The sequence below is a fragment of the Streptomyces sp. NPDC005706 genome (assembly GCF_040631045.1).
Taxonomy (GTDB): Bacteria; Actinomycetota; Actinomycetes; order Streptomycetales; family Streptomycetaceae; genus Streptomyces.
The window spans coordinates 122,189-147,026 of the sequence record NZ_JBEXYS010000006.1 but is presented as its reverse complement, the minus strand read 5'-3'; the positions used below and the strand labels follow the sequence as shown (position 1 = coordinate 147,026).

Below are 24,838 nucleotides of genomic sequence, written 5' to 3'. Positions count from 1 at the left end.
GACCTGGGGAGGAGAGACGTCCTGCGCCGGTTGGAGAAACCGGCCGCTACCTGCCCGCGGTGGCCGCCTTCAGCGCCGCGTCCCGCTTGATCGCCGCGTCCCGCCTGCGGACGTACCAGACGCCGATCAGGCCGAGCCCGCCGCCGGCCAGGCAGGTCCACAGCCACCACAGGTGACCGTGGTCCTCGAACCAGCCGTAGAAGGGGAGCTGGACCAGGAAGAGGACGAACCACACGATCGTGCCGCCGGTGATGGTGGCGACCACGGGCCCCTCCAGGGGCTCCGGCGCCTCGTGCTTCGGGGTCCACTTCGTCATGGGGACAGCTTACGAGGCGATCAGGTCTACGCGCGGAGATGGCGATTTACCGCTCATACGTTCATACTGAAACCGTTTGTCTTTGGCCGCTTCTGTTCGTATGAAACTCCAACGGGGCTCGGGGGAACCCCGCTGGTGATGAGGTCCTCATGTCCACCTCGGCACCTGCCAAGGTCCCCGCCCCCGAGCAGCCGGGCGGTACTCCCGCCTACGGCGCTCTCGACCGCTACTTCCGCATCTCCGAGCGCGGCAGCACGCTCGGCCGCGAGATCAGGGGCGGTCTCGCCACCTTCTTCGCGATGGCGTACATCATCGTGCTGAACCCGATCATCCTGGGCAGCGCGAAGGACATGTACGGGCACCACCTGGACAACGGCCAGCTGGTGACCGCGACCGCGCTGACGGCCGCGTTCACCACGCTGCTGATGGGTGTCATCGGCAACGTGCCGATCGCGCTCGCCGCCGGTCTCGGTGTGAACTCCGTCGTCGCGCTCCAGCTCGCGCCCCGGATGTCCTGGCCGGACGCCATGGGCATGGTCGTGCTGGCCGGCCTCGTGGTCATGCTGCTGGTCGCCACCGGACTGCGCGAGCGCGTGATGAACGCCGTGCCGTTCGGCCTGCGCAAGGCGATCTCGATCGGTATCGGCCTGTTCATCATGCTGATCGGTCTGGTCGACTCCGGCTTCGTCACCCGTATGCCGGACGCCGCGCAGACCACCGTCCCGCTCCAGCTCGGCGTCGGCGGTCACCTCAACGGCTGGCCGGTGCTGATCTTCGTCCTGGGCGCGCTGCTCACCTTCGCGCTGATCGTCCGCAAGGTGCCGGGCGCGATCCTGATCTCCATCGTCGGGATGACCGTCCTCGCGCTGATCATCAACTCGGTCGCCCATGTCTCCACCTGGGGCCTGACGGTCCCGAAGTGGCCCGGCAACCCGGTGGCCACGCCGGACTTCGGCCTGGTCGGCCAGTTCAGCCTCTTCGGCGGCTTCTCCAAGGTCGGCGTGCTGACCGGCATCCTCTTCGTCTTCACGGTCCTGCTGTCGTGCTTCTTCGACGCGATGGGCACGATCATGGGCATCGGCGACGAGGCGAAGCTGACCGACGCCCAGGGCTACATGCCGGGCATCAACAAGGTCCTCTTCGTCGACGGCATCGCGGTCGCGGCGGGCGGCGCCAGCTCCTCCTCGGCCACCACCGCGTTCGTGGAGTCCACGGCGGGTGTCGGCGAGGGCGCGCGCACCGGTTTCGCGAACGTGGTCACGGGCGCCCTCTTCGCGGTGGCCCTCTTCCTCACCCCGGTCGCCACCATGGTCCCGTCCCAGGCGGCCACGCCGGCCCTGGTCGCGGTGGGCTTCCTGATCCTCTCGAACTCCGTCAAGGAGATCGACTGGGCGGACTACACCATCGCCATCCCGGCCTTCGTGACCATGATGATGATGCCGTTCACCTACTCGATCACCAACGGCATCGGCATGGGCTTCATCACCTTCGTGGTGCTGCGCCTGGCCGCCGGCCGGTCCCGCGAGGTGCCGGTCGCCATGTACGTCGTCGCCTCGGTGTTCGCCTTCTACTACCTGATGCCGGCCCTGGGTCTCACCTGAGGCGCGGGCGTCACGTGACGCCGTAGAACTTCTCCGTCTCCTCGACGGCGGTCTGGAACCGCTCGTCGAAGTCGTCCCGAATGAGCGTGCGGACCACATAGTCCTGCACGCTCATTCCTCTTCTCGCCGCGTGGTGCCGGAGCCGTTCGAGCAGCTCCCCGTCTATCCGCAGGCTCAGCACTGTGGTCCCCATGAGTACGAGGGTCGCCACATCCGGCCGTTCCATGGGTCACATTCCGGAAACGTCTCACTCTTATGGGTGATCAATGGAGTGAGTGGCGGGCGTCACGGACCCGCGTCCCCTCTCCGGTGGTCCTTAGCCAGGGTAATGAGTTACGCTAATGACCATGCCGGACCTCAACCATGGCGACGACGCCGCCGCCGTGAACTCCCTGCGCTCCGCCGTGATGCGGCTGTCCCGTCGGCTCAAGCACCAGCGGGTCGACGAGTCGCTGAGCCCCACCGAGATGTCGGTGCTGGGCACCCTCTCCCGCTGCGGCACCGCCACCCCGGGCGAACTCGCCCGCAAGGAGCACGTGCAGCCGCCGTCCATGACCCGCATCGTCGCGCTGCTGGAGGCCAAGGGGCTGGTCCGGCTCGAACCGCACCCCGAGGACCGTCGCCAGAAGGTCGTCACCAGGACCGAGCAGGCCGAGGCGATGCTCGAGGAGAGCCGCCGCAAGCGCAACGCGTTCCTGGCCGGCCTGGTCGACGCCCTCGACGAGGACGAGTGGGCCAAGCTCCGCGCCGCCGCCCCGGTGCTGGAGAAGCTCGCCCATCTGTAGCCCGCGCGTCCGTGAAGCAGCCGCAGCAGCCATCGCAAGGAGGCGAACTCGTTTGAGTACGGGATCCGGAGCAGCTTCCGCCCCCGCACCGATCACTACTACCCCCGCCGCCCGCAAGTCCTCGATGTTCAGCTCGCTGAAGATCCGGAACTACCGCCTGTTCTTCGCCGGCCAGGTCGTCTCCAACACGGGCACCTGGATGCAGCGCATCGCCCAGGACTGGCTGGTCCTCAGCCTCACCGGTTCCTCCGCGGCCGTCGGCATCACCACGGCCCTTCAGTTCCTGCCGATGCTGCTGTTCGGCCTGTACGGCGGCGTCCTGGTCGACCGGCTGCCCAAGCGGCCCGCCCTCCTGGTCACCCAGACGGCCATGGCCATGACCGGCCTCGCGCTCGCCTTCCTGACCCTCTCCGGGCACGTCCAGGTCTGGCACGTCTACGTCGCCGCCTTCGCCGTCGGACTCGCCACGGTGGTCGACAACCCGGCCCGGCAGTCCTTCGTCTCCGAGATGGTCGGCCCCGGCCAGCTCCAGAACGCGGTCAGCCTGAACTCCGCGAACTTCCAGTCCGCCCGGCTCGTCGGCCCCGCCGTCGCCGGCCTGATGATCACCGGCGTAGGCACCGGCTGGGCGTTCCTCGCCAATGGCCTGTCCTTCGCCGCGCCCATCGCCGGTCTGCTGCTGATGCGCTCCCGCGAGCTGCACGTCGTCGAGCGCGCGCCACGCGGCAAGGGCCAGCTCCGCGAGGGTCTGCGGTACGTCGCCGGGCGCCCTGAGCTGATCTGGCCGATCGTCCTCGTCGGTTTCATCGGCACCTTCGGCTTCAACTTCCCGGTGTGGCTGTCGGCCTACGCCGACGACGTCTTCCACTCCGGCGCCGGCGCCTACAGCCTCTTCAACACCCTGATGGCCGTGGGCTCCCTCGGCGGCGCCCTGCTGGCCGCCCGCCGCGGCACGGCCCGGCTGCGGCTGCTGATCGCCGCCGCGCTGGCCTTCGGCACGCTGGAGACGGTGGCCGCGCTGGCCCCGTCCTACTGGCTGTTCGCGCTGCTCATGGTCCCGATCGGGGTCTTCGGCCTGACGGTCAACGTCACCGCGAACACGGCGGTCCAGATGGCCACCGACCCGGCCATGCGCGGGCGGGTGATGGCCCTGTTCATGATGGTCTTCATGGGCGGCACCCCGCTGGGCGCACCGGTCGTCGGCTGGATCACGGACACCTACGGCGCCCGGGTCGGCTTCGCCCTGGGCGGTGTGATCTCGGCCGTGGCCGCCGCCACGATCGGCCTGATCCTGGCCCGCATAGGCGGCCTGCGCCTCTCGGTCGGCTGGCACCGCGGCCACCCGCAGGTCCGCTTCGTCCCCAGGGAGCAGCTGGCCCCGGCGGCCTGACGGGCGGGAGGAGCGGGAGTCACTCGCGGGGAAACTCGTCGGTCTTGAGGACGAGACCGATGGGGGTGCCCGTGAGGTCCAGCTCCTCCCCGAAGTCGGCCTTCACCTCCAGGGCGTACTTGCCGTCCCTGGGGTGGGTGAGGACGTGGCACTCACCTCGGTAGGGGTCGGCGATGACGTAGACGGGAACCCCCGCCTCGGCATAGGCGGCCTTTTTGGGCCCGTAGTCGTTGGCGGCGGTGCCCCGGGAGATGATTTCGGCGACGAACGCGACGTCCCCGCAGTCCCAGCGGCCGTCCTCGGTCCTCGCGGCGCCCTCCGCCATCACCGTCACGTCGGTCGCGAACCCGTTGAGATGCCCCGGGTAGTCGATGCGCACATCGGACTTCACGCGCTTGCGCGGGTACTTGGTGCGCAATTGTTCGACGAAGTCCAGGATGATCTCCCAGTGGGTGTCCCGCTGCGGCGACATGAAGACGGTCCCCTCGACGATCTCGACCTTGTATCCCTCGGGGACGGGCATCTTCTCGAGCCGCTCGAACATCTCGTCGAGCGTGGTCGTGTTGTCGCTCTCGGCCATCGCGATCCTGTCTTCGAGGACGGTCATCGTGGCGCTCCTCCCCGGCTGCCCCACGAGCGAGTGCAGCCGCGCGGTACAACGATACGCACGGTCATCCGGACACGCCGGGGCGTGCGCGGGAGACTGGCGGCATGAGACTCTTCGCCGCCCTGCTGCCCCCGGACGACGTCGCCGAAGCGCTCGCCCGGGAGGTGGCGGCGCTGCGCGAGCTGCCCGGTGCCGACGGGCTGCGCTGGACCGGGCGTCCCGGCTGGCACTTCACGCTCGCCTTCTACGGCGAGGTCGACGAGGAGCTGGTACCGGAGCTGCGGGACCGCCTGGAGCGCGCGGCGGGCCGTACGCCGCCCTTTCCGCTGGCGTTGCGCGGCGGAGGCCAGTTCGGGCGCGGGAAGGCGCTGTGGACGGGCGCGGACGGCGATCTGCGCACCCTGGGACTGCTGGCCGGGCGCACGGAGGCGGCGGCGCGCAGGAGCGGCATCGAGATGGGGGAGCACCGCCGCTACCAGGCACACCTGACGGTGGCCCGCAGCCGGTCGACGGTGGACGTACGGCCGTACGTGACGGCGCTGCACGACTTCGGCAGCCGTACCTGGACGGTGGACGAGCTGGTCCTCGTCCGCAGCGACCTGCCGAAGTCCGGCGTGCCCGGCGAGCAGCCCCGCTACGAGCCGGTCGCCCGCTGGGCACTCGGCGCGGCCGGTTAACCTCGATACGTGGACCCGAAGACCCGTAACCGGATCATGGCCTTTGTGCTCGTGCTGATGTTCGCCGTCGTCGCCCTGGCGGCCGCGCTCGGCAGGTGAGGGCCGGGCGCGGCCGCGGCGGCGGTCAGCGGCGGGCGTCGCTCACCAGGCGAAGGCCTCCGGCGACGGGCCCGGGCCCGGGAAGACCTCGTCGAGGCCGGTCAGCAGCTCCTCGCTCAGCTCCAGCTCCACGGCCCTGATCGCCGACTCCAGCTGCTCGGCGGTGCGCGGTCCGACGATCGGGCCGGTGACGCCGGGCCGGGTCAGCAGCCAGGCCAGCGCGGCCTCGCCGGGCTCCAGGCCGTGCTTGTCGAGCAGGTCCTCGTAGGACTGGATCTGCGCGCGGGCGGTGGGGTCGGCGAGGGTGTCGGCGGCCCGCCCGGAGGCACGGCGCCCGCCCTGCACCTCCTTCTTGATGACCCCGCCCAGCAGACCGCCGTGCAGCGGCGACCAGGGGATGACCCCGAGGCCGTACTCCTGCGCGGCCGGGATGACCTCCATCTCGGCGCGGCGCTCGGCGAGGTTGTACAGGCACTGCTCGCTGACCAGGCCGATGCCGCCACCGCGCCGGGCGGCGATCTCGTTGGCCTGGGCGATCTTGTAGCCGGGGAAGTTGGAGGAACCGGCGTAGAGGATCTTGCCCTGCTGGACCAGCACGTCGATCGCCTGCCAGATCTCCTCGAAGGGAGTGTTCCGGTCGACGTGGTGGAACTGGTAGAGGTCGATGTGGTCGGTCCGCAGCCGCTTCAGGCTGGCGTCCACGGCGCGCCGGATGTTGACCGCGGAGAGCTTGTCGTGGTTGGGCCAGGCCGCGCCGTCGGCGCCCATGTTGCCGTACACCTTGGTGGCGAGAACGACCTTGTCCCGGCGCTCGCCGCCCTTGGCGAACCAGTTGCCGATGATCGATTCCGTACGGCCCTTGTTCTCGCCCCAGCCGTAGACGTTGGCCGTGTCGAAGAAGTTGATGCCCGCGTCCAGTGCCGCGTCCATGATCGCGTGGCTGTCGGCCTCGTCGGTCTGCGGGCCGAAGTTCATGGTGCCGAGGACGAGTCGGCTGACCTTGAGTCCCGTGCGTCCTAGCTGCGTGTACTTCATGGTGTCCAAGCCAACGGCTTGGAGTGCGCTCGAAGCAAGGGCGGCCGACCGGCTAGTCGCGGGGGAAGGCGTCCGTCCTCAGGACGAGGTCGACCACCGTGCCGGTCAGGTCGACGTCGGTGCCGAAGTCCACTTTCGTCGCCTCGGCGTAGTCGCCGTCCTTGGGGTCGATGTGGACGAAGCAGCGTCCTTGGTAGGGGTCGGCGATGACATAGACCGGGACTTCGGCGGTCGCGTAGGCGGTCCTTTTGGGACCGTAGTCGTTGGCGGCGGTGCCCCTTGAGACGACCTCGGCGACGAACTCGACGTCCTGGTACCGCCAGTGGCCCGTGTCGTCCGGCTTCGCCGAGTCCTTGAGCAGGGCGACGTCCGGGCAGAAGCCGTTCTCATGCCCGGGAAAGTCGATGCGTACGTCCGAGAAGACCCTGTCCATCCCGTACTTTTCCGCGACCGCGTCTGCGATACGGAAGATGATCTGCCAATGAGTGCCCCGCTGCGGCGTCATGAAGACGTTGCCCCCGACGATCTCGACCCTGAATCCTTCGGGGACGGGCATCCGCTCCAGGCGCTCGAACCAGTCGTCCAAACGCTGGGTGTTGGCGTCGGCGTCGGCCATCGCGATCCTGTCTTCGAGGACGGTCATCGTGGCGCTCCTCCCCGGCTGCCCCACGGACAGGTGCAGCCGCGCGGTTCAACGATACGCACGGTGACGGGGAGACGACGGAATCAGGTCAACCTGTTCCAGCCGCGTACGCCTGTCCGATTCCCCAGGCCTCCCACATCGCGGCGGCGAACGCCTCCGCGATCCGGTGCTCGCCGCTCGCGTTGGGGTGCGTCCCGTCGTAGGTGTCCGCGTGGATGTCGTACGCCTCGGGCGGCGAGGCCAGCAGCAGCGGGGAGCGGGGCTCGTCCAGGTCGGCCACCGTCTTGGCGAGCAGCACGTTGAACCGGTCGACCTGAGTCGCGAAGGCCTCGTCCGCCTCGGCGCGGATGTTCGGTATCACCGGCAGGATCACCATGCGGATGCCCGGCCGGGCCTCGCGGGCGCCGGTGACGAACGCCCGGACGTTCTCCGCCGTCTGCTCGGCGTTGGTGTAGAAGCCGAGGTCGATCAGGCCCAGGGAGACCAGGAGCACGTCGGCCCGGTGGCCGCGCACCGCCTCACCGATGAGCGGCGCCATGTGCAGCCAGCCCTCGCCCCAGCCGGCCAGATGGGCTCGGGGGAAGTCCGGTTCCGCGTAGGCGGACGACACCGGCGCCTCGGCCACCTTGTCGTACAGCTCCTCGCGCGGGCCCACCAGGGTGAACGGGCCGCCGTACGAATCGCGCAGGTGCTGCCACAGACGGTAACGCCACGTGTGTTCGCCCGCGCTCCCGATGGTCATCGAGTCCCCCACGGGCATGAACCTGAGCACCCGCTCATGATGGACGATCACCGAGGCCGACGGGATGTGAGGCCCGACACGTCCACCGGACCTCCAAAGCGAATGGCAGGCTTGGGGCATGCGTCGACCGTTCGCCCTGCTTGCCGGGGCCCTGCTCGCGGGTGCCTGCGCGCTGCCCGCCCACGCCGCCGACGGTGATCAGGGTTTCACCATCAAGGACCCGAGGATCACCGAGTCCAGCGGCCTGGCCGCCTCCCGGCTGCACCCCGGCATCTACTGGACGCACAACGACAGCGACGACGGGCCCTACCTCTACGCCGTGGACAGCGCGACCGGAAACACCGTCGCGACCGTGACCCTGCGCGGCATCGGCTCCCCGCGCGATGTGGAGTCCGTCTCCATCGGCCCGCACAACGAGATCTACGTCGGTGACATCGGGGACAACTTCGACGGCAGATGGCCGTACGTGTGGATCTACCGGCTGCCCGAGCCGAAGGTGCTCAAGGACCAGACGGTCACGGCCAGGCAGTACGTGGTGAAGTACTCCGACGGGCCGCGCGACGCCGAGTCGCTGCTGGTCCACCCGAAGACCGGGCGCGTGTACATCATCGACAAGAAGGAGGACGGCGGCCACCTGTTCGAGGGGCCCGCGACGCTCTCCACCTCGGGGGCGAACGTCTTCCGGCCCGTCGCCCCGGTCGACCTGTGGGCCACCGACGCCGCCTTCTCCCCGGACGGCGAGCAGCTCGCGGTGCGCGGGTACTTCGGCGGGATCTACTACGACTGGAACGGCGGGCGGATCAAGCGCGAGGGCCGGCTCGACGTGCCCCTGCAGGGTCAGGGCGAGTCGCTGACGTACTCCACCGACGGGACCAGGCTGATGTACGGCAGCGAGGGCGCCGGCAGCTCGGTCCAGGCGCAGGACGCGCCGGGCGACCACTCCGCCACGTCCCCTTCGGGGAACGGTGGTTCGGCGTCCGGCGGGGTCGGCGGCAGCGGTGGGCGCCTCAAGGTCGGGGCCGCCGTCGTCGGTGTGGGCGCGGTCGTCCTGCTCGGGCTGCGGCTGCTGCGCCGGCGCGGCTGAGCGCCGCCGCTCGGACGGAGCCGGCCCGCCGAACGTCTTGACGTGGCCATGGCGTCCCAGTTTCCTGGTGGTGCGCGGTGTATGGGAGCGCTCCCATTCTGTTCCGGGGCCGCGCCTCCCGAGAGGAACCGAGGCACATGTTCCGCAGCTTGCGAAGAGCGCTGTGCGCTGCCGCCGCCGCGCTCCTGCTGCCCCTGGCGGGCGCACACCAGGCGCACGCGGCCGCCGCCCCCGGAGCCGGCTACTGGCACACGAGCGGCCGGCAGATCCTGGACGCGGCCGGACAGCCGGTGCGCATCGCGGGGATCAACTGGTTCGGGTTCGAGACCGGCAACCACGTGGTGCACGGCCTCTGGTCGCGCGACTACAGGAGCATGATCGACCAGATGAGGTCACTGGGCTACAACACCATCCGGCTGCCTTACAGCGACGACGTGTTCAAGTCCGGCACCATGCCCGAGAGCATCGACTTCTCCGGCGGCAAGAACGCCGATCTGCAGGGCCTGACCTCGCTCCAGGTCATGGACCGGATCGTGTCCTACGCCGGCCAGGACGGCCTGAAGGTCATCCTCGACCGCCACCGGCCCGACTCCGGCGGCCAGTCGGCCCTCTGGTACACCGCGTCCGTGCCCGAGTCGACCTGGCTCGCCGACCTGAAGGCGCTGGCCGCCCGTTACAAGGCTCAGGACACGGTCATCGGCATCGACCTGCACAACGAGCCCCACGACCCCGCCTGCTGGGGCTGCGGCGACCAGGCCACCGACTGGCGGCTCGCGGCCGAGCGCGGCGGCGACGCGGTGCTCTCCGTCAACCCCGGTCTGCTGGTCTTCGTCGAGGGCGTGCAGACGTACAACGGCGTCTCCGGCTGGTGGGGCGGCAACCTGATGGGCGTCGGGCAGTACCCGGTCCGCCTCGACGTGGCGAACCGCGTCGTGTACTCCGCCCACGACTACGCCACCAGCGTGGCCCAGCAGAGCTGGTTCAGCGATCCGTCCTTCCCCGCCAACATGCCCGGGGTGTGGGACAAGTACTGGGGCTACATCTTCAAGCAGAACATCGCGCCGGTGTGGGTGGGCGAGTTCGGCACCACCCTGCAGTCGGCGGTGGACCAGAAGTGGCTGGCCGCGCTGGTGAGTTACCTGCGTCCGACGTCGACGTACGGCGCGGAGGCCTTCCAGTGGACCTTCTGGTCGTGGAACCCCGACTCCGGTGACACGGGCGGCATCCTGAAGGACGACTGGTCGACCGTGGACACGGTGAAGGACGGGTACCTGGCGAGCGTGAAGGCGCCGTTGTTCCCGGGCACCGGGGGCGGGAGCGGTGACGACGGCGGGGGTGGCGGTGGGGGCGCTTCGGCCGCCTGCGGCGCCTCCTACGCCGTCAGCAGCGACTGGGGGAGCGGCTTCAACGCCCAGGTGACGGTGACGAACACCGGGACCGCCGCCCTCAAGTCCTGGAAGGTGACGTGGACGTGGAGCGGTTCACAGCAGGTCACGTCCATGTGGAACGCCACCTACACGCAGAGCGGGGCCGGTGTCACGGCTGTGAACGCCGCTCACAACGGCAGTCTGCCGGTCGCCGGTTCCACGGGCTTCGGCTTCGGTGGCGCGCCCGGCGGCGGGGCGGTGCCGTCGCTGACGTGCACGGCGACGTGAACGATCCGGCCCGTACGGCGGTTTGAGAGCGGCCGCCCGGACGGCGGCACGAAGCGGCCGTCCGGACGGCTTCGGCATGAGAAAAGGGCGCCCGGTGCGACAAGCGCCGGACGCCCTTCCGCTCGTACCCGGAGGGTCAGAGCTTCTCGATCACGTAGTCCACGCACTTCGTCAGCGCCTCGACGTCCGCCGGGTCGATCGCCGGGAACATCGCGATACGGAGCTGGTTGCGGCCGAGCTTGCGGTACGGCTCGGTGTCCACGATGCCGTTGGCGCGCAGCACCTTGGCGACGGCCGCCGCGTCGATCTCGTCGGAGAAGTCGATGGTGCCGATGACCTGCGAGCGCTTGGCCGGGTCGGTGACGAACGGGGTGGCGTACTTGGACTCCTCCGCCCAGCCGTACAGGCGGGTCGAGGAGTCCTTGGTGCGGGCCGTGGACCAGTCCAGGCCGCCCTGGCCGTTGATCCACTCGAGCTGCTCGTTCAGCAGGAAGAGGGTGGCGAGGGCCGGGGTGTTGTACGTCTGGTTCTTGCGGGAGTTGTCGATCGCCGTCGGAAGGCTGAAGAACTCCGGGACGTGCCGGCCGGAGGCGTGGACGCGCTCGGCGCGCTCGATCGCGGCCGGGGAGAAGACGCCGATCCACAGGCCGCCGTCGGAGGCGAAGGACTTCTGCGGGGCGAAGTAGTAGACGTCCGTCTCGGCGATGTCGACGGGGAGACCGCCCGCGCCGGAGGTGGCGTCCACCAGGACGAGCGCGCCCTCGTCGGCGCCGGCCACGCGCTTGATCGGCATGGCGACACCGGTGGAGGTCTCGTTGTGGGTGAACGCGTAGACGTCGACACCCGCCTCGGCGTGCGCCTCGGGGTGGGTGCCGGGGTCGGCGGCGACGACGGTGGGGTCGGCCAGCCAGGGGGCGAGCTTGGCGGCCTTGGCGAACTTCGAGGAGAACTCGCCGAAGTTGAGGTGCTGGGACTTGTTCTCGATCAGTCCGTGGGTGGCGATGTCCCAGAAGGCGGTGGAGCCGCCGTTGCCGAGGACCACCTCGTAGCCCTCGGGAAGGGAGAACAGCTCGGAGATGCCTTCGCGGACCTTGCCGACCAGGTTCTTCACGGGCGCCTGGCGGTGGGAGGTACCCAGGAGGGACGTGCCAGTGGCGGCGAGGGCGTCCAGCGCCTCGGTCCGCACCTTGGAGGGGCCAGCGCCGAAGCGTCCGTCGGCGGGCTTGATGTCAGCGGGGATCTGGATGTCGGCCACGCTTCGGAGGGTATCCGCTACGCGAAACGGTACGGAACCGTGTCCGTCCGATGAGACGAGTCCGCCGGGTCATGGACTTGTGCGGTTGTACGACGAAACGGGTGCGGCTGTGGACAAGTCTCGGTGACGGTGCGTGAGCGGATGCATCCTGGACGCATGACGGATCTCTCGGGTCTCTCGGGTCTCGCGGCGGAGCTGAGCCGGGCCGTCCGGGGCGAGGTCGGCTTCGACGTCACCTCCCGGGCGCTCGTGACGATGGACGCGTCCAACTACCGGCGCGTGCCGGCGGGGGTGGTGGCCCCGCGGGACACCGCCGACGTCGCGGCCGTGCTGGAGGTGTGCCGGGCGCGCGGGGTGCCGGTGGTGGCGCGCGGCGGGGGCACCTCGATCGCGGGGCAGGCGACGGGCACGGGCGTGGTGCTGGACTTCACCCGGCACATGAACGGGCTGCTGGAGCTGGACCCGGGCACGCGCACGGCCGTGGTGCAGCCGGGGCTCGTCCTCGACCGCCTCCAGGAGGCCGCCGCCCCGCACGGCCTGCGGTTCGGCCCCGACCCCTCGACGCACAGCCGGTGCACGCTCGGCGGAATGATCGGCAACAACTCGTGCGGCTCGCACTCGGTCGCCTGGGGCACCACGGCGGACAGCGTGCGTGAACTGTCCGTCATCACCGCGCGCGGGCAGCGGCTGCGGCTCGGGCGGGACTGGGCCGGGGCGCCGGAGGGACTGCGCGAACTGGTGGCGGGCGACCTGGCCCGGCTGCGCACCGGCTTCCCCGAGCTGCCCCGCCGTATCTCCGGGTACGCGCTCGACGCCCTGCTGCCCGAGAACGGCGCCGACGTCGCCCGCTCCTTCTGCGGCTCCGAAGGCACCCTCGGCATCCTGACGGAGGCGGTCGTACGGCTGGTGCGGGCCCCGCGCGCGCGTGCGCTGGCGGTGCTCGGGTACGGCGACGAGAGCGCGGCCGCCGAGGCCGCGGCGGGTCTGCTCCCGTTCGGGCCGCTGACGGTGGAGGGCATGGCGGCCGACCTGGTGCCCTCGCCGGCCGGGCTGCCCAGGGGGGACGCCTGGCTGTTCGTGGAGACCGGCGGCGGGACGGCGGCCGAGGCACGCGCGCGTGCGGAGGCGATCGTGCGCGCGGCCGATGTCGTCGACTCCCTCGTGGTCACCGACCCCGCGGCGCAGCGGGCCCTGTGGCGCGTCCGCGAGGACGCGAGCGGGACGGCCACCAGGATGCCGGACGGGACGGAGGCCTGGCCCGGCTGGGAGGACTGCGCGGTGCCGCCCGCCCGGCTCGGCGCCTACCTGCGGGACTTCCGCGTCCTGATGTCCTCCCACGGCCTGCGCGGCACGCCCTACGGCCACTTCGGTGACGGCTGCATCCACGTCCGCGTCGACTTCGACCTGCTCACCGAGGCGGGCGTGGGCCGCTTCCGGCGCTTCTCCGGGGAGCTCGCGGACCTGGTGGTGGCCCATGGCGGCTCCCTGTCCGGGGAGCACGGCGACGGCCAGGCCCGCGCGGAGCTGCTGCCGCGGATGTACGGCGAGGAGACGGTGCGGCTCTTCGAGCGGGCCAAGGGGGTCTGGGACCCCGACGACCTGCTCAACCCGGGGATGCTGGTCCGCCCGGACCCGCTGGACGCGAACCTCCGCTTCTCCGTGCTGCCCCGCCGCCCGGTGGACGTCGCCTTCGGCTACCCGGCCGACGGCGGCGACTTCCGGGCCGCCGTCCGCCGCTGCGTCGGCGTCGCCAAGTGCCGTACGACCACGGCGTCCGGGCCCGCCGTGATGTGCCCCTCGTTCCGGGCGACGGGCGAGGAGCAGCACTCCACCCGGGGCCGGGCCCGGCTGCTGCACGAGATGCTCGCGGGCGAACTGGTCACCGACGGCTGGCGCTCCACGGAGGTCCGGGACGCGCTGGACCTGTGCCTGTCCTGCAAGGGCTGCCGTTCGGACTGCCCGGTCGGCGTCGACATGGCCACCTACAAGGCGGAGTTCCTGCACCACCACTACCGGGGCCGGCGCCGCCCCGCCGCCCACTACAGCATGGGCCGGCTGCCGGTGTGGCTGCGCTGGGCGGCCCGGACAGGCACGGCGCGGCTGCTCAACCGGCTGGCCTCGCTGCGGCTGCCGGCCCGGATCGGCAAGCGGCTCGCCGGGATCGCCCCGGAGCGGGACATCCCCCGGCTGGCGCCGCGGACGTTCAGCCGCTGGTGGCGGCGGCGCGAGCGGCGGAGCACGGGAGACCCGGTCGTGCTGTGGCCCGACACCTTCACCGAACATCTCTCGCCCGCGGTCGGACAGGCGGCCGTGCGGGTGCTGGAGGCCGCCGGGCTCAGGGTGGTGCTGCCCCCGTCCCGGCCGGCCGGCGGGGTCTGCTGCGGACTGACCTACGTCTCCACCGGCCAGCTCGACTGGGCGCGCACGGTGCTGCGCCGCACCCTGGACCTGATGGAACCGGTGCTGCGCAGGGGCACGCCCGTCGTCGTCCTGGAACCGAGCTGCGCCGCGGCCCTCCGCGCCGACCTCCCGGAACTCCTGCCGGACGACCCGCGCGCGGCCCGGCTGTCGTCGGCGGTCCTCACCTTCGCCGAGACGCTGCGGCGGCACGCCCCCGACTGGACCCCGCCCGCCGTCGGCCGCCCGGTCGCCGGGCAGACCCACTGTCATCAGCACGCGGTCCTCGGTGACGGCGCCGACCGCGCGCTGCGCGAGTCCGCGGGCCTGACCGGCGAGCTGAGCGGCGGCTGCTGCGGCCTCGCGGGCGACTTCGGCTTCGAGAGGGGCCACTTCGAGGTCTCCCGGGCCTGCGCGGAGGAACAGCTTCTGCCGTCGGTCCGGGCGGCGGCCGAGGGGACGGTGATCCTGGCGGACGGCTACTCGTGCCGTACCCAACTGGAGCAGCTGGCCGGGGTGCGGGGACGGCATCTGGCGGAGGTGCTGGCGGACGCGCTGGACGCGCGGGACGCCGGGACGGAGGCCGCGGAATGACGGCGGAGACGGAACACGGCCGCGTGGCGGTCCTCTCCGACATCCACGGCGTGCTCCCGGCCCTCGAGGCCGTGCTCGCCGAGCCCGAGGTGGCCGCGGCCGACCGGATCGTCCTGACCGGGGACATCGCTGCGGGCCCGCAGCCGGCCGAGGTGCTGGACCTGCTGCGCGCGCAGGGCGACCGGGCGCTGTGGGTCGGCGGCAACGCGGACCGGGAACTGGTGGAGTACCGGCGCGGCGAACGCACGGAGATACCCGACCCCATCGGCCCGTTCGCGGCGCGGGCGCTCCGCGAGGACCAGGTGGAGTTCCTCGCCGCGCTGCCCAGCAACCTCACCCTGCGCGTCCGGGGCCTCGGCAGGGTCCTGTTCTGCCACGCCACCCCGCGCGACGACGAGGAGATGGTGCTGGTCGACTCCGCCCCCGAACGCTGGGCGGAGGTCCTCGGCGGGCTTCACCCCGACATCGGCACGGTCGTCTGCGGCCACACCCACATGCCCTACGTCCGCCTGGCCCACGGCAGGCTGGTGGTCAACCCGGGCAGCGTGGGCATGCCGTACGGCCCGCCCGGGCGCCCACTGGTGCCTCCTGGGCCCGGGAACGGACCTGCGCGCGACGCCGTACGACATACCGGCGGCGATCGCCCGCCTGACCCGGGAGTGCGCCTGTCCGGACATCGCCGGCTGGGCGGACTACTTCCTCCACGCGCGGGCCACGGACACGGAGGTGCTGGCGGCCTGGGGGCCGAAGGACGGAAGATGAGCCAGGCGCCGGGGGCGCTTTCCGGCCGGTCGGAGCACGATGGAGAGGGAGGCGACTCGCCCCTCGTCTCGCCGTCGAGTCCCGTGCTCGGCGTCCATCATCCGGGACAGCCTCATAACGGCTTCACACTCCTGACCGAGTCCATTACCCTGGACTCGGTAGTACACCGAGATGAACATGATCTGATCCCAGCCAGCCCCAGGACCGCCTGTGAGCACCTCCAGCCACACCGCCCCCTCGACGCAGCACGTACCGGCATCCCCGGAGGGCGCACCGGGTCGGTCCGGTTCGTTCGGCTCGCTCGGGCCGGTCGGTCTGGTGCTGGCCGGCGGGATCTCGGTGCAGTTCGGCGCGGCGGTCGCGGTGACCCTGATGCCGAGGGCCGGCGCACTCGGCGTCGTCACCCTGCGGCTCCTCGCGGCGGCCGTGGTCCTGCTGGTGGTCTGCCGGCCGCGGCTGCGCGGCCACTCGCGCACCGACTGGGGCACCGTGATCGCCTTCGGTATCGCCATGGGCGGGATGAACGGCCTCTTCTACGAGGCGGTCGCCCGCATTCCGCTGGGTCCCGCGGTCACCCTGGAGGTCCTCGGCCCGCTGGCGCTGTCCGTACTGGCGTCCCACAGGGCGATCAACGCGCTGTGGGCGGCGCTCGCCCTGGCGGGGGTCTTCCTCCTGGGCGGCGGAGGCTTCGGCGACCTGGATCCCACCGGTGTCGCTTTCGCCCTGGGCGCCGGCGCCATGTGGGCGGCCTACATACTCTTCAGCGCCCGCACGGGCCGCCGCTTCCCGCAGGCGGACGGCCTGGCGCTGGCGATGGCGGTGGCAGCCCTGCTCTTCCTCCCGCTCGGCATCGCCGAGGCCGGCAGCCGCCTGCTGAACCCCACCACCGTCGCCCTGGGGTCGGCGGTGGCGCTGCTCTCCTCGGTGCTGCCCTACACCCTCGAACTCCTGGCGCTGCGCAGGCTTCCCGCGCATACCTTCGCCATCCTCATGAGCCTGGAACCGGCCATCGCGGCCACGGCGGGCTTCCTGATCCTCGGCCAGGCGCTCTCCGTAACGGAGGCCGCCGCCATCGCCCTGGTGATCGCGGCGACCATCGGCGCGGTGCGGTCCCAGGCCGGACGGGGCAAGGTCCCGGCCCCGGCCCCCGAGGCCTGACCGTCACGCGCCGGGCGCGCCCGGAGTTCAGCCGGCCGGCTTCTCCCACACCGACACGTGCTGCCGGCTGTCACTCGTGAAGGGCTCCCTCGTCCAGCCGTCCCACCGCGAGCGCAGCCGCAGTCCCGCGAGGCGGGCCATCAGGTCCAGCTCCGCGGGCCACACATAGCGGAACGGAATCGAGGAGTACGTCGCCCGGCCGTCCGTGACCCGCACATGGTGCGAGCTCATCGACTGCGTCGCCACGTCGTACAGATCGAAGCCCAGCCGCCCCTCCTCCACACGGAACGGCACCGCGCTCTGCCCGGGCGGCAGCCGGCGCAGATCCGGCACCCCGACCTCGATGACGAAGCGGCCGCCGGGCTCGAGATGGCCGGCCACATTGCGGAAGCAGTCCACCTGGGCGTCCTGCGAGGTCAGATTCATGATGGTGTTGAAGACCAGGTAGGCGACCCGGAAGGTGCCGTCCACCCGCGTCGTCGCGAAGTCCCCGATCGTGACCCCGACCGCGTCACCGCCCGGCTTGGCCCGCAGCCGGTCCACCATCGCCCGTGACAGGTCGATGCCGTGCACCTCGACCCCGCGCCGCGCCAGCGGCAGCGCGACGCGCCCGGTCCCGACCCCCAGCTCCAGCGCCCGCCCGTCACCGGCCAGCTCCGCCAGCACCCCGACCGCGGGCCCGACGACCCCGTCCTCGAACATCTCCGCCGCCGACTCGTCGTACGAAGCCGCGACGGACTCCCCGAAGTAACCGTCCTCATCGACCATGCCCCGACGGTAGGGGGAGAGCGGCGGGCGCCGCGCGGCCTTTTCGGCGCGCACAGCCGCTGCGGAAATTAATGCAAGCATGCTTGATTGTTTCTGGGCCCACTGCCATGCTCCCCCTCATGGCCGACCCGACGCCCGTCATCGACGATCTGCGTGCCGAAAGCGACGAACTCGACCTGCTGGTCGCGGACTTGGGACCGGAGCAGTGGGCCCGGCCCACTCCCGCGCCCGGCTGGACCGTCGCTCACCAGATCGCACACCTCGCCTGGACCGACCGCTCGGCCCTGCTGGCCGTCACCGACGCCGGGGCCTTTCAGGCCCTGGTCGAGAAGGCGCTGGCCGCCCCCGACTCGTTCGTGGACGAGGGCGCGGAGGAAGGCGCGCGGCTGCCGTGCGCCGAGCTGCTGGCGGGATGGCGTGCCGGGCGGGACGACCTGGGGCGCGCCCTGCGTGCCGCACCGGCCGGCAGCCGGTTCCCCTGGTACGGGCCGCCCATGTCGGCCGCCTCCATGGCCACCGCCCGCCTCATGGAGACCTGGGCCCATGGGCTGGACATCGCCGACGCCCTCGGTGCGGACCGCCCACCCACCGACCGGCTCAGGCATGTGGCACGGCTCGGGGTGCGGACACGCGACTTCGCCCACATCGTCCACGGACTCACCCCGCCCGCCGAGGAGTTCCGGGTCGAACTCCGGGCGCCCTCCGGAGATCTGTGGGCGTACGGGCCGGAAGACGCCTCCCAGCGGGTCACCGGGCCCGCGCTGGACTTCTGCCTGCTCGTCACCCAGCGTGCCCACCGCGCCGACCTCGCCCTGCGCGCCGAGGGCCCGGCCGCCGACCGCTGGCTCGGCATCGCCCAGGCCTTCGCGGGCCCGCCCGGCACCGGCCGCCCGCCGCGGGAGGGCACCCGGTGAACGCGTTGCGCATCGGCAACTTCTCCGGCTTCTACGGCGACCGCCTCGACGCGCTGCGCGAGATGCTCACCGGCGGCGAGGTCGACGTCCTCACCGGTGACTACCTCGCCGAACTCACCATGCTCATCCTCGGCCGGGACCGCCTGAAGGACCCCTCCGCCGGCTACGCCCGCACCTTCCTGCGCCAGTTGGAGGACTGCCTCGGCCTCGCTCACGAGCGCGGGGTGCGGATCGTCACCAACGCCGGTGGCCTGAACCCGGCCGGGCTCGCGGAGCGGATACGGGAGTTGAGCGAGCGGCTCGGCATACCGGCGCGGGTCGCCCATGTCGAGGGCGACGACCTCGGCGCCGCCCACCCCGGCACCCTCGCCGCCCACGCCTATCTGGGCGGCTTCGGGATCGCCGAGTGCCTGCGGGCGGGCGCGGACGTCGTCGTCACCGGGCGGGTGACGGACGCGGCGCTGGTCACCGGGCCCGCCGCCGCCCACTTCGGCTGGCGGCCGGGGGAGTACGACCGGCTCGCCGGTGCCGTCGTCGCCGGGCATGTGCTGGAGTGCGGGACGCAGGCCACCGGCGGCAACTACGCGTTCTTCGGGGAGGGCGACGTACGCCGTCCCGGCTTCCCGCTCGCCGAGATCCACGCCGACGGCAGCAGCGTCATCACCAAGCATCCCGGCACCGGCGGCCTCGTCGACGTCGGCACGGTCACCGCCCAGCTGCTGTACGAGACGGCAGGCGGCCGGTACGCCGGGCCGGACGTCACCAGCCGGCTGGACACCGTACGGCTGAGCCAGGACGGGCCGGACCGGGTGCGGATCGAGGGGGTGCGCGGGGAGGCTCCGCCGCCGACGCTCAAGGTCGGGCTCAACCGGCTCGGCGGCTTCCGCAACGAGGTCGTCTTCGTCCTCACCGGACTCGACATCGAGGCCAAGGCCGCCCTCGTGCGCGGGCAGCTCACGGACGCGCTCGCCAAGTCGCCGCCGCAGGAGGTCCGGTGGGACCTCGTGCGCACCGACCGCGCCGACGCGGACACCGAGGAGACCGCGAGCGCACTGCTGCGCCTGGTCGTCCGGGACCCCGACCAGCGGCTCGTGGGACGGGCGCTGAGCGGGGCCGCCGTGGAGCTGGCACTGGGCAGCTACCCCGGCTTCCATGTGCTCGCCCCACCGGGGAAGGGCGCGCCCTATGGCGTCTTCGAGGATGTGTACGTGCCCCATGGCGCCGTCGACCATGTGGCCGTCCTCCACGACGGCCGTCGTATCGCCGTGGCACCGGCTGCGGACACGGCGGCACTGGACGCCGTACCGGAGCCGCCGCTGCCCGAACCCCCGCCGCCCGGGCCGGTCCGCCGGGCGCCCCTCGGTCTGGTCGCCGGAGCCCGCAGCGGCGACAAGGGCGGGAACGCCAACGTGGGCGTGTGGGCGCGCTCGGACGAGGCCTGGCGGTGGCTCGCCCACGAACTGACCGCCGACCGGTTCCGGGAGCTGATCCCCGAGAGCCGGGACCTGCCCGTCACCCGGCACGTGCTGCCCGGCCTGCGCGCCCTCAACTTCGTCGTGACCGGCATCCTCGGCGCCGGCGTCGCCGCGCAGGCCCGCTTCGACCCGCAGGCCAAGGCCCTCGGCGAATGGCTGCGCTCCCGCCACCTGGACATCCCGGAGGCCCTGCTGTGACCGTCCTGCCCTCCGCCCTCGACACCGGCGGCCCCGACTACCTGGCCAACCGCGAGGCCATGCTCACCAAGCTCGCCGACCTGGAGACGGAGCACACCAAGGCGCTCGCGGGCGGCGGCGAGAAATACGTCGCGCGGCACCGCGAGCGCGGCAAACTGCTCGCCCGCGAGCGCATCGAACTGCTCCTCGACCCGGACACGCCGTTCCTCGAACTGTCCCCGCTCGCCGCCTGGGGCAGCGACTACACGGTGGGCGCATCGCTGGTCACCGGCATCGGCGTGGTCGAGGGCGTGGAGTGCCTGATCACGGCCAACGACCCGACCGTGCGCGGCGGCGCCAGCAACCCCTGGAGCCTGAGGAAGGCGCTGCGCGCCAACGACATCGCGCTCGCCAACCGGCTGCCCTGCATCAGCCTGGTGGAGTCCGGCGGGGCCGACCTGCCGTCCCAGAAGGAGATCTTCATCCCCGGAGGCGCCATCTTCCGGGACCTCACCAGGCTCTCGGCGGCCGGCATCCCGACTGTCGCCGTCGTCTTCGGCAACTCCACCGCCGGCGGCGCCTACGTCCCCGGCATGTCCGACCACGTGATCATGGTCAAGGAACGCGCCAAGGTGTTCCTCGGCGGTCCCCCGCTGGTCAAGATGGCGACCGGCGAGGAGAGCGACGACGAGTCCCTCGGCGGCGCCGAGATGCACGCACGCGTGTCGGGCCTCGCCGACCACTTCGCCGTCGACGAGCGGGACGCGCTCCGTCAGGCCCGCCGGGTCGTCGCCCGCCTCAACCACCGCAAGGCCCATCCGGATCCCCCCTTCGCACAACCACCCAAATACGACAACGAGGAGCTGCTGGGCATCGTTCCCGGCGACCTGAAGACCCCCTTCGACCCCCGCGAGGTCATCGCCCGGCTCGTCGACGGCTCCGACTTCGACGAGTTCAAGCCGCTGTACGGGACGAGCCTGACGACCGGCTGGGCCGCGCTGCACGGCTACCCGGTCGGCATCCTGGCCAACGCCCAGGGCGTGCTGTTCAGCGCCGAGTCGCAGAAGGCCGCCCAGTTCATCCAGCTCGCCAACCAGCGCGACATCCCGCTGCTGTTCCTGCACAACACCACGGGCTACATGGTCGGCCGGGAGTACGAGCAGGGCGGCATCATCAAGCACGGCGCCATGATGATCAACGCGGTCAGCAACAGCCGCGTGCCCCACCTGTCCGTCCTCATGGGCGCGTCGTACGGCGCCGGGCACTACGGCATGTGCGGCCGCGCCTACGACCCGCGCTTCCTGTTCGCCTGGCCCAGCGCCAAGTCGGCCGTCATGGGCCCCCAGCAGCTCGCGGGCGTGCTCTCCATCGTCGCCCGGCAGTCGGCGGCGGCGAAGGGGCGGCCGTACGACGACGACGCGGACGCCGCGCTGCGCGCCATGGTGGAGCAGCAGATCGAGTCCGAGTCGCTGCCGATGTTCCTGTCCGGGCGGCTGTACGACGACGGCGTCATCGACCCGCGCGACACCCGCACCGTTCTCGGCCTGTGCCTGTCCGCCATCCACACCGCCCCCTACGAGGGCGCGCGCGGCGGCTTCGGCGTCTTCCGGATGTGAGGCTCATGATTCTGACTCTGCTGGTCGCCAACCGGGGCGAGATCGCCTGCCGGATCTTCCGCACCTGCGAGGAACTGGGCATCCGCACCGTCGCGGTGCACTCGGACGCGGACGCCGGCGCGCTCCACGCGCGCGTGGCCGACACCGCCGTACGGCTGCCGGGCGCGACGCCCGCCGAGACCTATCTGCGCGGCGACCTGATCGTGAAGGCCGCCCTGGCCGCCGGCGCCGACGCCGTCCACCCCGGCTACGGCTTCCTCTCCGAGAACCCCGCGTTCGCCCGGGCCGTCCTCGACGCCGGACTCGTCTGGATCGGCCCGCCCCCGGAGGCGATCGAGGCGATGGCGTCCAAGACGCGCGCCAAGGAACTGATGGGCATCGCGCCCTTGGGCGAGGTCACCGAGGCCGACCTGCCGGTGCTGGTGAAGGCCGCCGCGGGCGGCGGCGGGCGCGGGATGCGGATCGTGCGTCGCCTGGAGGACCTGCCGGACGCGCTGGAGGGCGCGCGCGCCGAGGCCGCGAGCGCCTTCGGCGACGGCGAGGTCTTCGCCGAGCCCTACCTGGAACGCGGCCGCCACGTCGAGGTGCAGATCCTCGCCGACACCCACGGCACGGTGTGGACGCTCGGCACCCGCGACTGCTCCCTCCAGCGCCGCCACCAGAAGGTGATCGAGGAGGCCCCGGCGCCCGGACTGGCCGCGGGACTCCAGGAGGAGCTGCACACGCTCGCCGTACGCGCCGCGCGCGCGGTGTCCTACGTCGGCGCCGGCACCGTGGAGTTCCTGGTCGCCGACGGCCGCGCCCACTTCCTGGAGATGAACACCCGCCTCCAGGTGGAACACCCCGTCACCGAGGCGGTGTTCGGCGTCGACCTGGTGGCCGAGCAGATCCGCGTCGCGGAGGGCCACCCGCTGGCGAGCGAGCCGCCACGCGCGCGCGGGCACGCCGTCGAGGTACGCCTGTACGCGGAGGACCCGGCCCGCGGCTGGGCCCCCCAGACGGGCACCCTGCACCGCCTCGCCGTACCCGCCGGGGTCCGCCTCGACACCGGCTACACCGACGGCGACACCATCGGAGTCCACTACGACCCGATGCTCGCCAAGGTCGTCGCCCACGCCCCCACGCGCGCGGAGGCGGTCCGCAGGCTCGCCGGCGCCCTGGAGCGCGCCGCGCTGCACGGCCCGGTCACCAACCGGGACCTGCTGCTGAACTCCCTGCGCCACCCCGAGTTCATCGCCGGCCGCATGGACACAGGCTTCTACGACCGCCACCTCGCCGCCCTCACCGCCCCGGCCCCCGACCCGTACGCCCCGCTCGCCGCCGCCCTCGCCGACGCCCACGGCCGCTCCCGGTTCGGCGGCTGGCGCAACGTGTCCTCCCAGCCGCAGGTCAAGCGGTACGAGCTGGCCGGTGAGGAGCACGAGGTCCACTACCGGCACACCCGGCAGGGCCTCGCCGCCGACGGGGTCCGGGTGGTGCACGCCGACGCACGTCTGGTCGTGCTCGGCGTGGACGGCGTCCAGCGCCGGTTCGAGGTGGCGCGGTACGGCACGGACCGGGTGTACGTGAACTCCGCCGCGCTCACCGTCCTGCCCCGCTTCCCCGACCCGGCGGCCCAGATCGCCCCGGGCTCCCTGCTCGCGCCGATGCCGGGCACGGTCGTCCGCGTCGCCGACGGGCTGACCGAGGGCGCGACGGTGCGGGCCGGCCAGCCGCTGATCTGGCTGGAGGCGATGAAGATGCAGCACCAGATCTCGGCGCCCGTCACGGGCACGCTCACCGCCCTGCACGCCACTACGGGCCGGCAGGTGGAGCCAGGAACGCTGCTGGCGGTCGTACACGAACTCCAGGAGGCACCATGAGCACTCTGATCGAGTCCGAGGAGCACAAGGCCCTGCGCGCCGCGGTGGCCGCCCTCGGCAAGCGCTACGGCCGTGACTACATAGCCCGGACCCTCGCCGAGGGCCGCCACCCCACCGAACTCTGGGCGGATGCCGGCAAACTCGGCTACCTCGGCGTCAATCTCCCCGAGGAGTACGGGGGCGGAGGCGGCGGCATCACCGAACTCTCCATCGTCCTGGAGGAGCTGGGCGCGGCCGGCTCCCCGCTCCTCATGCTCGTCGTCTCCCCGGCCATCTGCGGAACGGTGATCGCCCGCTTCGGCACCGAGGAGCAGAAGCGGACCTGGCTCCCCGGCCTCGCCGACGGCACCCGCCTCATGGCCTTCGGCATCACCGAGCCCGACGCCGGCTCCAACTCCCACCGCATCACCACCACGGCCCGCAAGGACGGCGCCGACTGGCTCCTCACCGGCCGCAAGGTCTTCATCTCCGGTGTCGACATGGCCGACGCCGTGCTGATCGTCGGCCGCACCGAGGACGCCCGCACCGGACGCCTCAAGCCCTGCCTGTTCATCGTCCCGCGGGACGCCGAGGGCTTCCAGCGGCGCCCCATCGACATGGAACTCAACGCCGCCGAGAAACAGTTCGAACTCGTCCTGGACGACGTACGACTGCCCGCCGAGGCGCTGGTCGGTGGGGGCCCCTCCCACGCTTTCGGCAGTGGGGGAGAGGACGCCGGTCTGCTCCAGCTCTTCGCCGGGCTCAACCCCGAGCGGATCATGACGGCCGCGTTCGCGATCGGCATGGGCCGGTACGCGCTCGCCAGGGCGGTCGAGTACGCCCGCGAGCGCACCGTCTGGAAGGCCCCCATCGGCGCCCACCAGGCCATCGCGCACCCCCTCGCCCAGGCGCACATCGACCTGGAACTGGCCCGGCTCATGATGCAGAAGGCGGCCCACCTCTACGACGCCGGCGACGACATCGGCGCGGGCGAGGCCGCCAACATGGCCAAGTACGCGGCCGCCGAGGCCTGCGTGAAGGCCGTCGACCAGTCCGTGCACACCCTCGGCGGCAACGGCCTCACGCGCGAGTTCGGGCTCGCCTCACTGATAACGGCCTCGCGCGTGTCTCGTATCGCACCGGTGAGCCGGGAGATGATTCTCAACTACGTCTCCCACCAGACCCTGGGCCTGCCCAAGTCGTACTAGGCCCCCTCGTTTGGATCACGCCGCAGCGGCGGCCGCTTG

The 24,838-nt window shown here is 71.8% G+C and carries 21 protein-coding genes and 1 pseudogene; 14 read left to right on the top strand and 8 right to left on the bottom strand.

Going from position 1 to position 24,838, the window contains the following annotated elements; genetic code table 11:
- Positions 1-46: 46 nt before the first annotated feature.
- Entirely contained in the window at positions 47-316 is a 270-nt protein-coding gene (locus ABZ478_RS13940) for a DUF2530 domain-containing protein (protein WP_359548601.1), read from the bottom strand.
- 149 nt (positions 317-465) lie between these two features.
- Here ABZ478_RS13940 and ABZ478_RS13935 point away from each other — a divergent pair, with 149 nt between their 5' ends.
- Positions 466-1,917, top strand: coding sequence for an NCS2 family permease (locus tag ABZ478_RS13935; protein ID WP_359548598.1), 1,452 nt, complete (start codon positions 466-468; stop codon positions 1,915-1,917).
- 10 nt (positions 1,918-1,927) lie between these two features.
- Here the strand turns inward: ABZ478_RS13935 and ABZ478_RS13930 are convergent, their stop codons facing one another.
- Positions 1,928-2,110: a ribbon-helix-helix protein, CopG family gene (locus ABZ478_RS13930; RefSeq protein ID WP_199210976.1), complete on the bottom strand. Its 183-nt coding sequence runs from the start codon at positions 2,108-2,110 to the stop codon at positions 1,928-1,930.
- A gap of 154 nt (positions 2,111-2,264) precedes the next feature.
- On the opposite strand from ABZ478_RS13930, the gene ABZ478_RS13925 reads away from it, so the two are divergent.
- Together ABZ478_RS13925 and ABZ478_RS13920 are read left to right on the top strand one after the other, a co-directional pair.
- The gene (locus ABZ478_RS13925) at positions 2,265-2,702 is read left to right on the top strand and encodes a MarR family transcriptional regulator (RefSeq protein WP_359548596.1); all 438 of its coding nucleotides are present in this window, start codon (positions 2,265-2,267) and stop codon (positions 2,700-2,702) included.
- Positions 2,703-2,754: 52 nt separating this feature from the next.
- On the top strand, positions 2,755-4,092 hold the full coding sequence (locus ABZ478_RS13920; protein ID WP_359548593.1) for an MFS transporter: 1,338 nt from the start codon (positions 2,755-2,757) through the stop codon (positions 4,090-4,092).
- A gap of 19 nt (positions 4,093-4,111) precedes the next feature.
- Here the strand turns inward: ABZ478_RS13920 and ABZ478_RS13915 are convergent, their stop codons facing one another.
- Entirely contained in the window at positions 4,112-4,699 is a 588-nt protein-coding gene (locus ABZ478_RS13915; protein ID WP_359548591.1) for a Uma2 family endonuclease, read from the bottom strand.
- Positions 4,700-4,803: 104 nt separating this feature from the next.
- Here ABZ478_RS13915 and thpR point away from each other — a divergent pair, with 104 nt between their 5' ends.
- Positions 4,804-5,376 carry an RNA 2',3'-cyclic phosphodiesterase gene (gene thpR / locus ABZ478_RS13910; protein WP_359548590.1) on the top strand — a complete coding sequence of 191 codons (573 nt, stop codon included), beginning with the start codon at positions 4,804-4,806 and terminating at the stop codon, positions 5,374-5,376.
- Between the two features lie 141 nt (positions 5,377-5,517).
- Here thpR and ABZ478_RS13905 read toward each other — a convergent pair whose 3' ends face one another.
- The 3 genes from ABZ478_RS13905 to ABZ478_RS13895 all read right to left on the bottom strand — a co-directional run bounded on the left by ABZ478_RS13905 (position 5,518) and on the right by ABZ478_RS13895 (position 7,925).
- Complete coding sequence (locus ABZ478_RS13905) at positions 5,518-6,510, bottom strand: aldo/keto reductase (RefSeq protein WP_359548589.1); 993 nt, start codon at positions 6,508-6,510, stop codon at positions 5,518-5,520.
- A gap of 52 nt (positions 6,511-6,562) precedes the next feature.
- Positions 6,563-7,153, bottom strand: coding sequence for a Uma2 family endonuclease (locus tag ABZ478_RS13900; RefSeq protein WP_359548587.1), 591 nt, complete (start codon positions 7,151-7,153; stop codon positions 6,563-6,565).
- Positions 7,154-7,241: 88 nt separating this feature from the next.
- On the bottom strand, positions 7,242-7,925 hold the full coding sequence (locus tag ABZ478_RS13895) for a GDSL-type esterase/lipase family protein (RefSeq protein WP_359548585.1): 684 nt from the start codon (positions 7,923-7,925) through the stop codon (positions 7,242-7,244).
- An 88-nt stretch (positions 7,926-8,013) separates the two neighbouring features.
- Between ABZ478_RS13895 and ABZ478_RS13890 the strand changes: the two genes are divergently transcribed.
- A complete protein-coding gene (locus ABZ478_RS13890; RefSeq protein ID WP_359548582.1) occupies positions 8,014-8,979 on the top strand; it encodes a WD40 repeat domain-containing protein in 966 nt (321 codons plus the stop codon).
- Between the two features lie 137 nt (positions 8,980-9,116).
- Positions 9,117-10,634 (top strand): cellulase family glycosylhydrolase, encoded by a 1,518-nt coding sequence (locus tag ABZ478_RS13885; protein WP_359548580.1) that lies wholly within the window; start codon positions 9,117-9,119, stop codon positions 10,632-10,634.
- A 136-nt stretch (positions 10,635-10,770) separates the two neighbouring features.
- Here ABZ478_RS13885 and serC read toward each other — a convergent pair whose 3' ends face one another.
- Positions 10,771-11,889, bottom strand: coding sequence for a phosphoserine transaminase (gene serC / locus ABZ478_RS13880; protein ID WP_359548577.1), 1,119 nt, complete (start codon positions 11,887-11,889; stop codon positions 10,771-10,773).
- 156 nt (positions 11,890-12,045) lie between these two features.
- Here serC and ABZ478_RS13875 point away from each other — a divergent pair, with 156 nt between their 5' ends.
- The 3 genes and pseudogenes from ABZ478_RS13875 (at position 12,046) to ABZ478_RS13865 (ending at position 16,800) form a co-directional block, all read left to right on the top strand.
- The gene (locus ABZ478_RS13875) at positions 12,046-14,880 is read left to right on the top strand and encodes an FAD-binding and (Fe-S)-binding domain-containing protein (RefSeq protein ID WP_359548575.1); all 2,835 of its coding nucleotides are present in this window, start codon (positions 12,046-12,048) and stop codon (positions 14,878-14,880) included.
- Positions 14,877-15,642: pseudogene (locus ABZ478_RS13870) on the top strand (metallophosphoesterase family protein). Before ABZ478_RS13875 ends, ABZ478_RS13870 begins: the two are co-directional and overlap by 4 nt.
- Positions 15,643-15,852: 210 nt before the next feature.
- Entirely contained in the window at positions 15,853-16,800 is a 948-nt protein-coding gene (locus tag ABZ478_RS13865; RefSeq protein WP_359548573.1) for an EamA family transporter, read from the top strand.
- Positions 16,801-16,827: 27 nt separating this feature from the next.
- On the opposite strand, the gene ABZ478_RS13860 is transcribed toward ABZ478_RS13865, so the two are convergent.
- The gene (locus ABZ478_RS13860; RefSeq protein WP_359548571.1) at positions 16,828-17,568 is read right to left on the bottom strand and encodes a class I SAM-dependent methyltransferase; all 741 of its coding nucleotides are present in this window, start codon (positions 17,566-17,568) and stop codon (positions 16,828-16,830) included.
- A 119-nt stretch (positions 17,569-17,687) separates the two neighbouring features.
- On the opposite strand from ABZ478_RS13860, the gene ABZ478_RS13855 reads away from it, so the two are divergent.
- From ABZ478_RS13855 to ABZ478_RS13835, 5 genes are read left to right on the top strand one after another with little or no spacing between them, the layout of a single operon-like run.
- Positions 17,688-18,482, top strand: a complete 795-nt coding sequence (locus ABZ478_RS13855) for a TIGR03084 family metal-binding protein (protein ID WP_359548568.1) — start codon at positions 17,688-17,690, stop codon at positions 18,480-18,482.
- A complete protein-coding gene (locus ABZ478_RS13850; protein WP_359548566.1) occupies positions 18,479-20,155 on the top strand; it encodes an acyclic terpene utilization AtuA family protein in 1,677 nt (558 codons plus the stop codon). The genes ABZ478_RS13855 and ABZ478_RS13850 overlap by 4 nt, the downstream gene beginning before the upstream one ends.
- Positions 20,152-21,750: a carboxyl transferase domain-containing protein gene (locus tag ABZ478_RS13845; protein ID WP_359548564.1), complete on the top strand. Its 1,599-nt coding sequence runs from the start codon at positions 20,152-20,154 to the stop codon at positions 21,748-21,750. The genes ABZ478_RS13850 and ABZ478_RS13845 overlap by 4 nt, the downstream gene beginning before the upstream one ends.
- A gap of 5 nt (positions 21,751-21,755) precedes the next feature.
- Positions 21,756-23,612, top strand: coding sequence for a biotin carboxylase N-terminal domain-containing protein (locus ABZ478_RS13840; RefSeq protein ID WP_359548563.1), 1,857 nt, complete (start codon positions 21,756-21,758; stop codon positions 23,610-23,612).
- Positions 23,609-24,799, top strand: coding sequence for an acyl-CoA dehydrogenase family protein (locus tag ABZ478_RS13835; RefSeq protein WP_359548561.1), 1,191 nt, complete (start codon positions 23,609-23,611; stop codon positions 24,797-24,799). The genes ABZ478_RS13840 and ABZ478_RS13835 overlap by 4 nt, the downstream gene beginning before the upstream one ends.
- Positions 24,800-24,838: the final 39 nt, after the last annotated feature.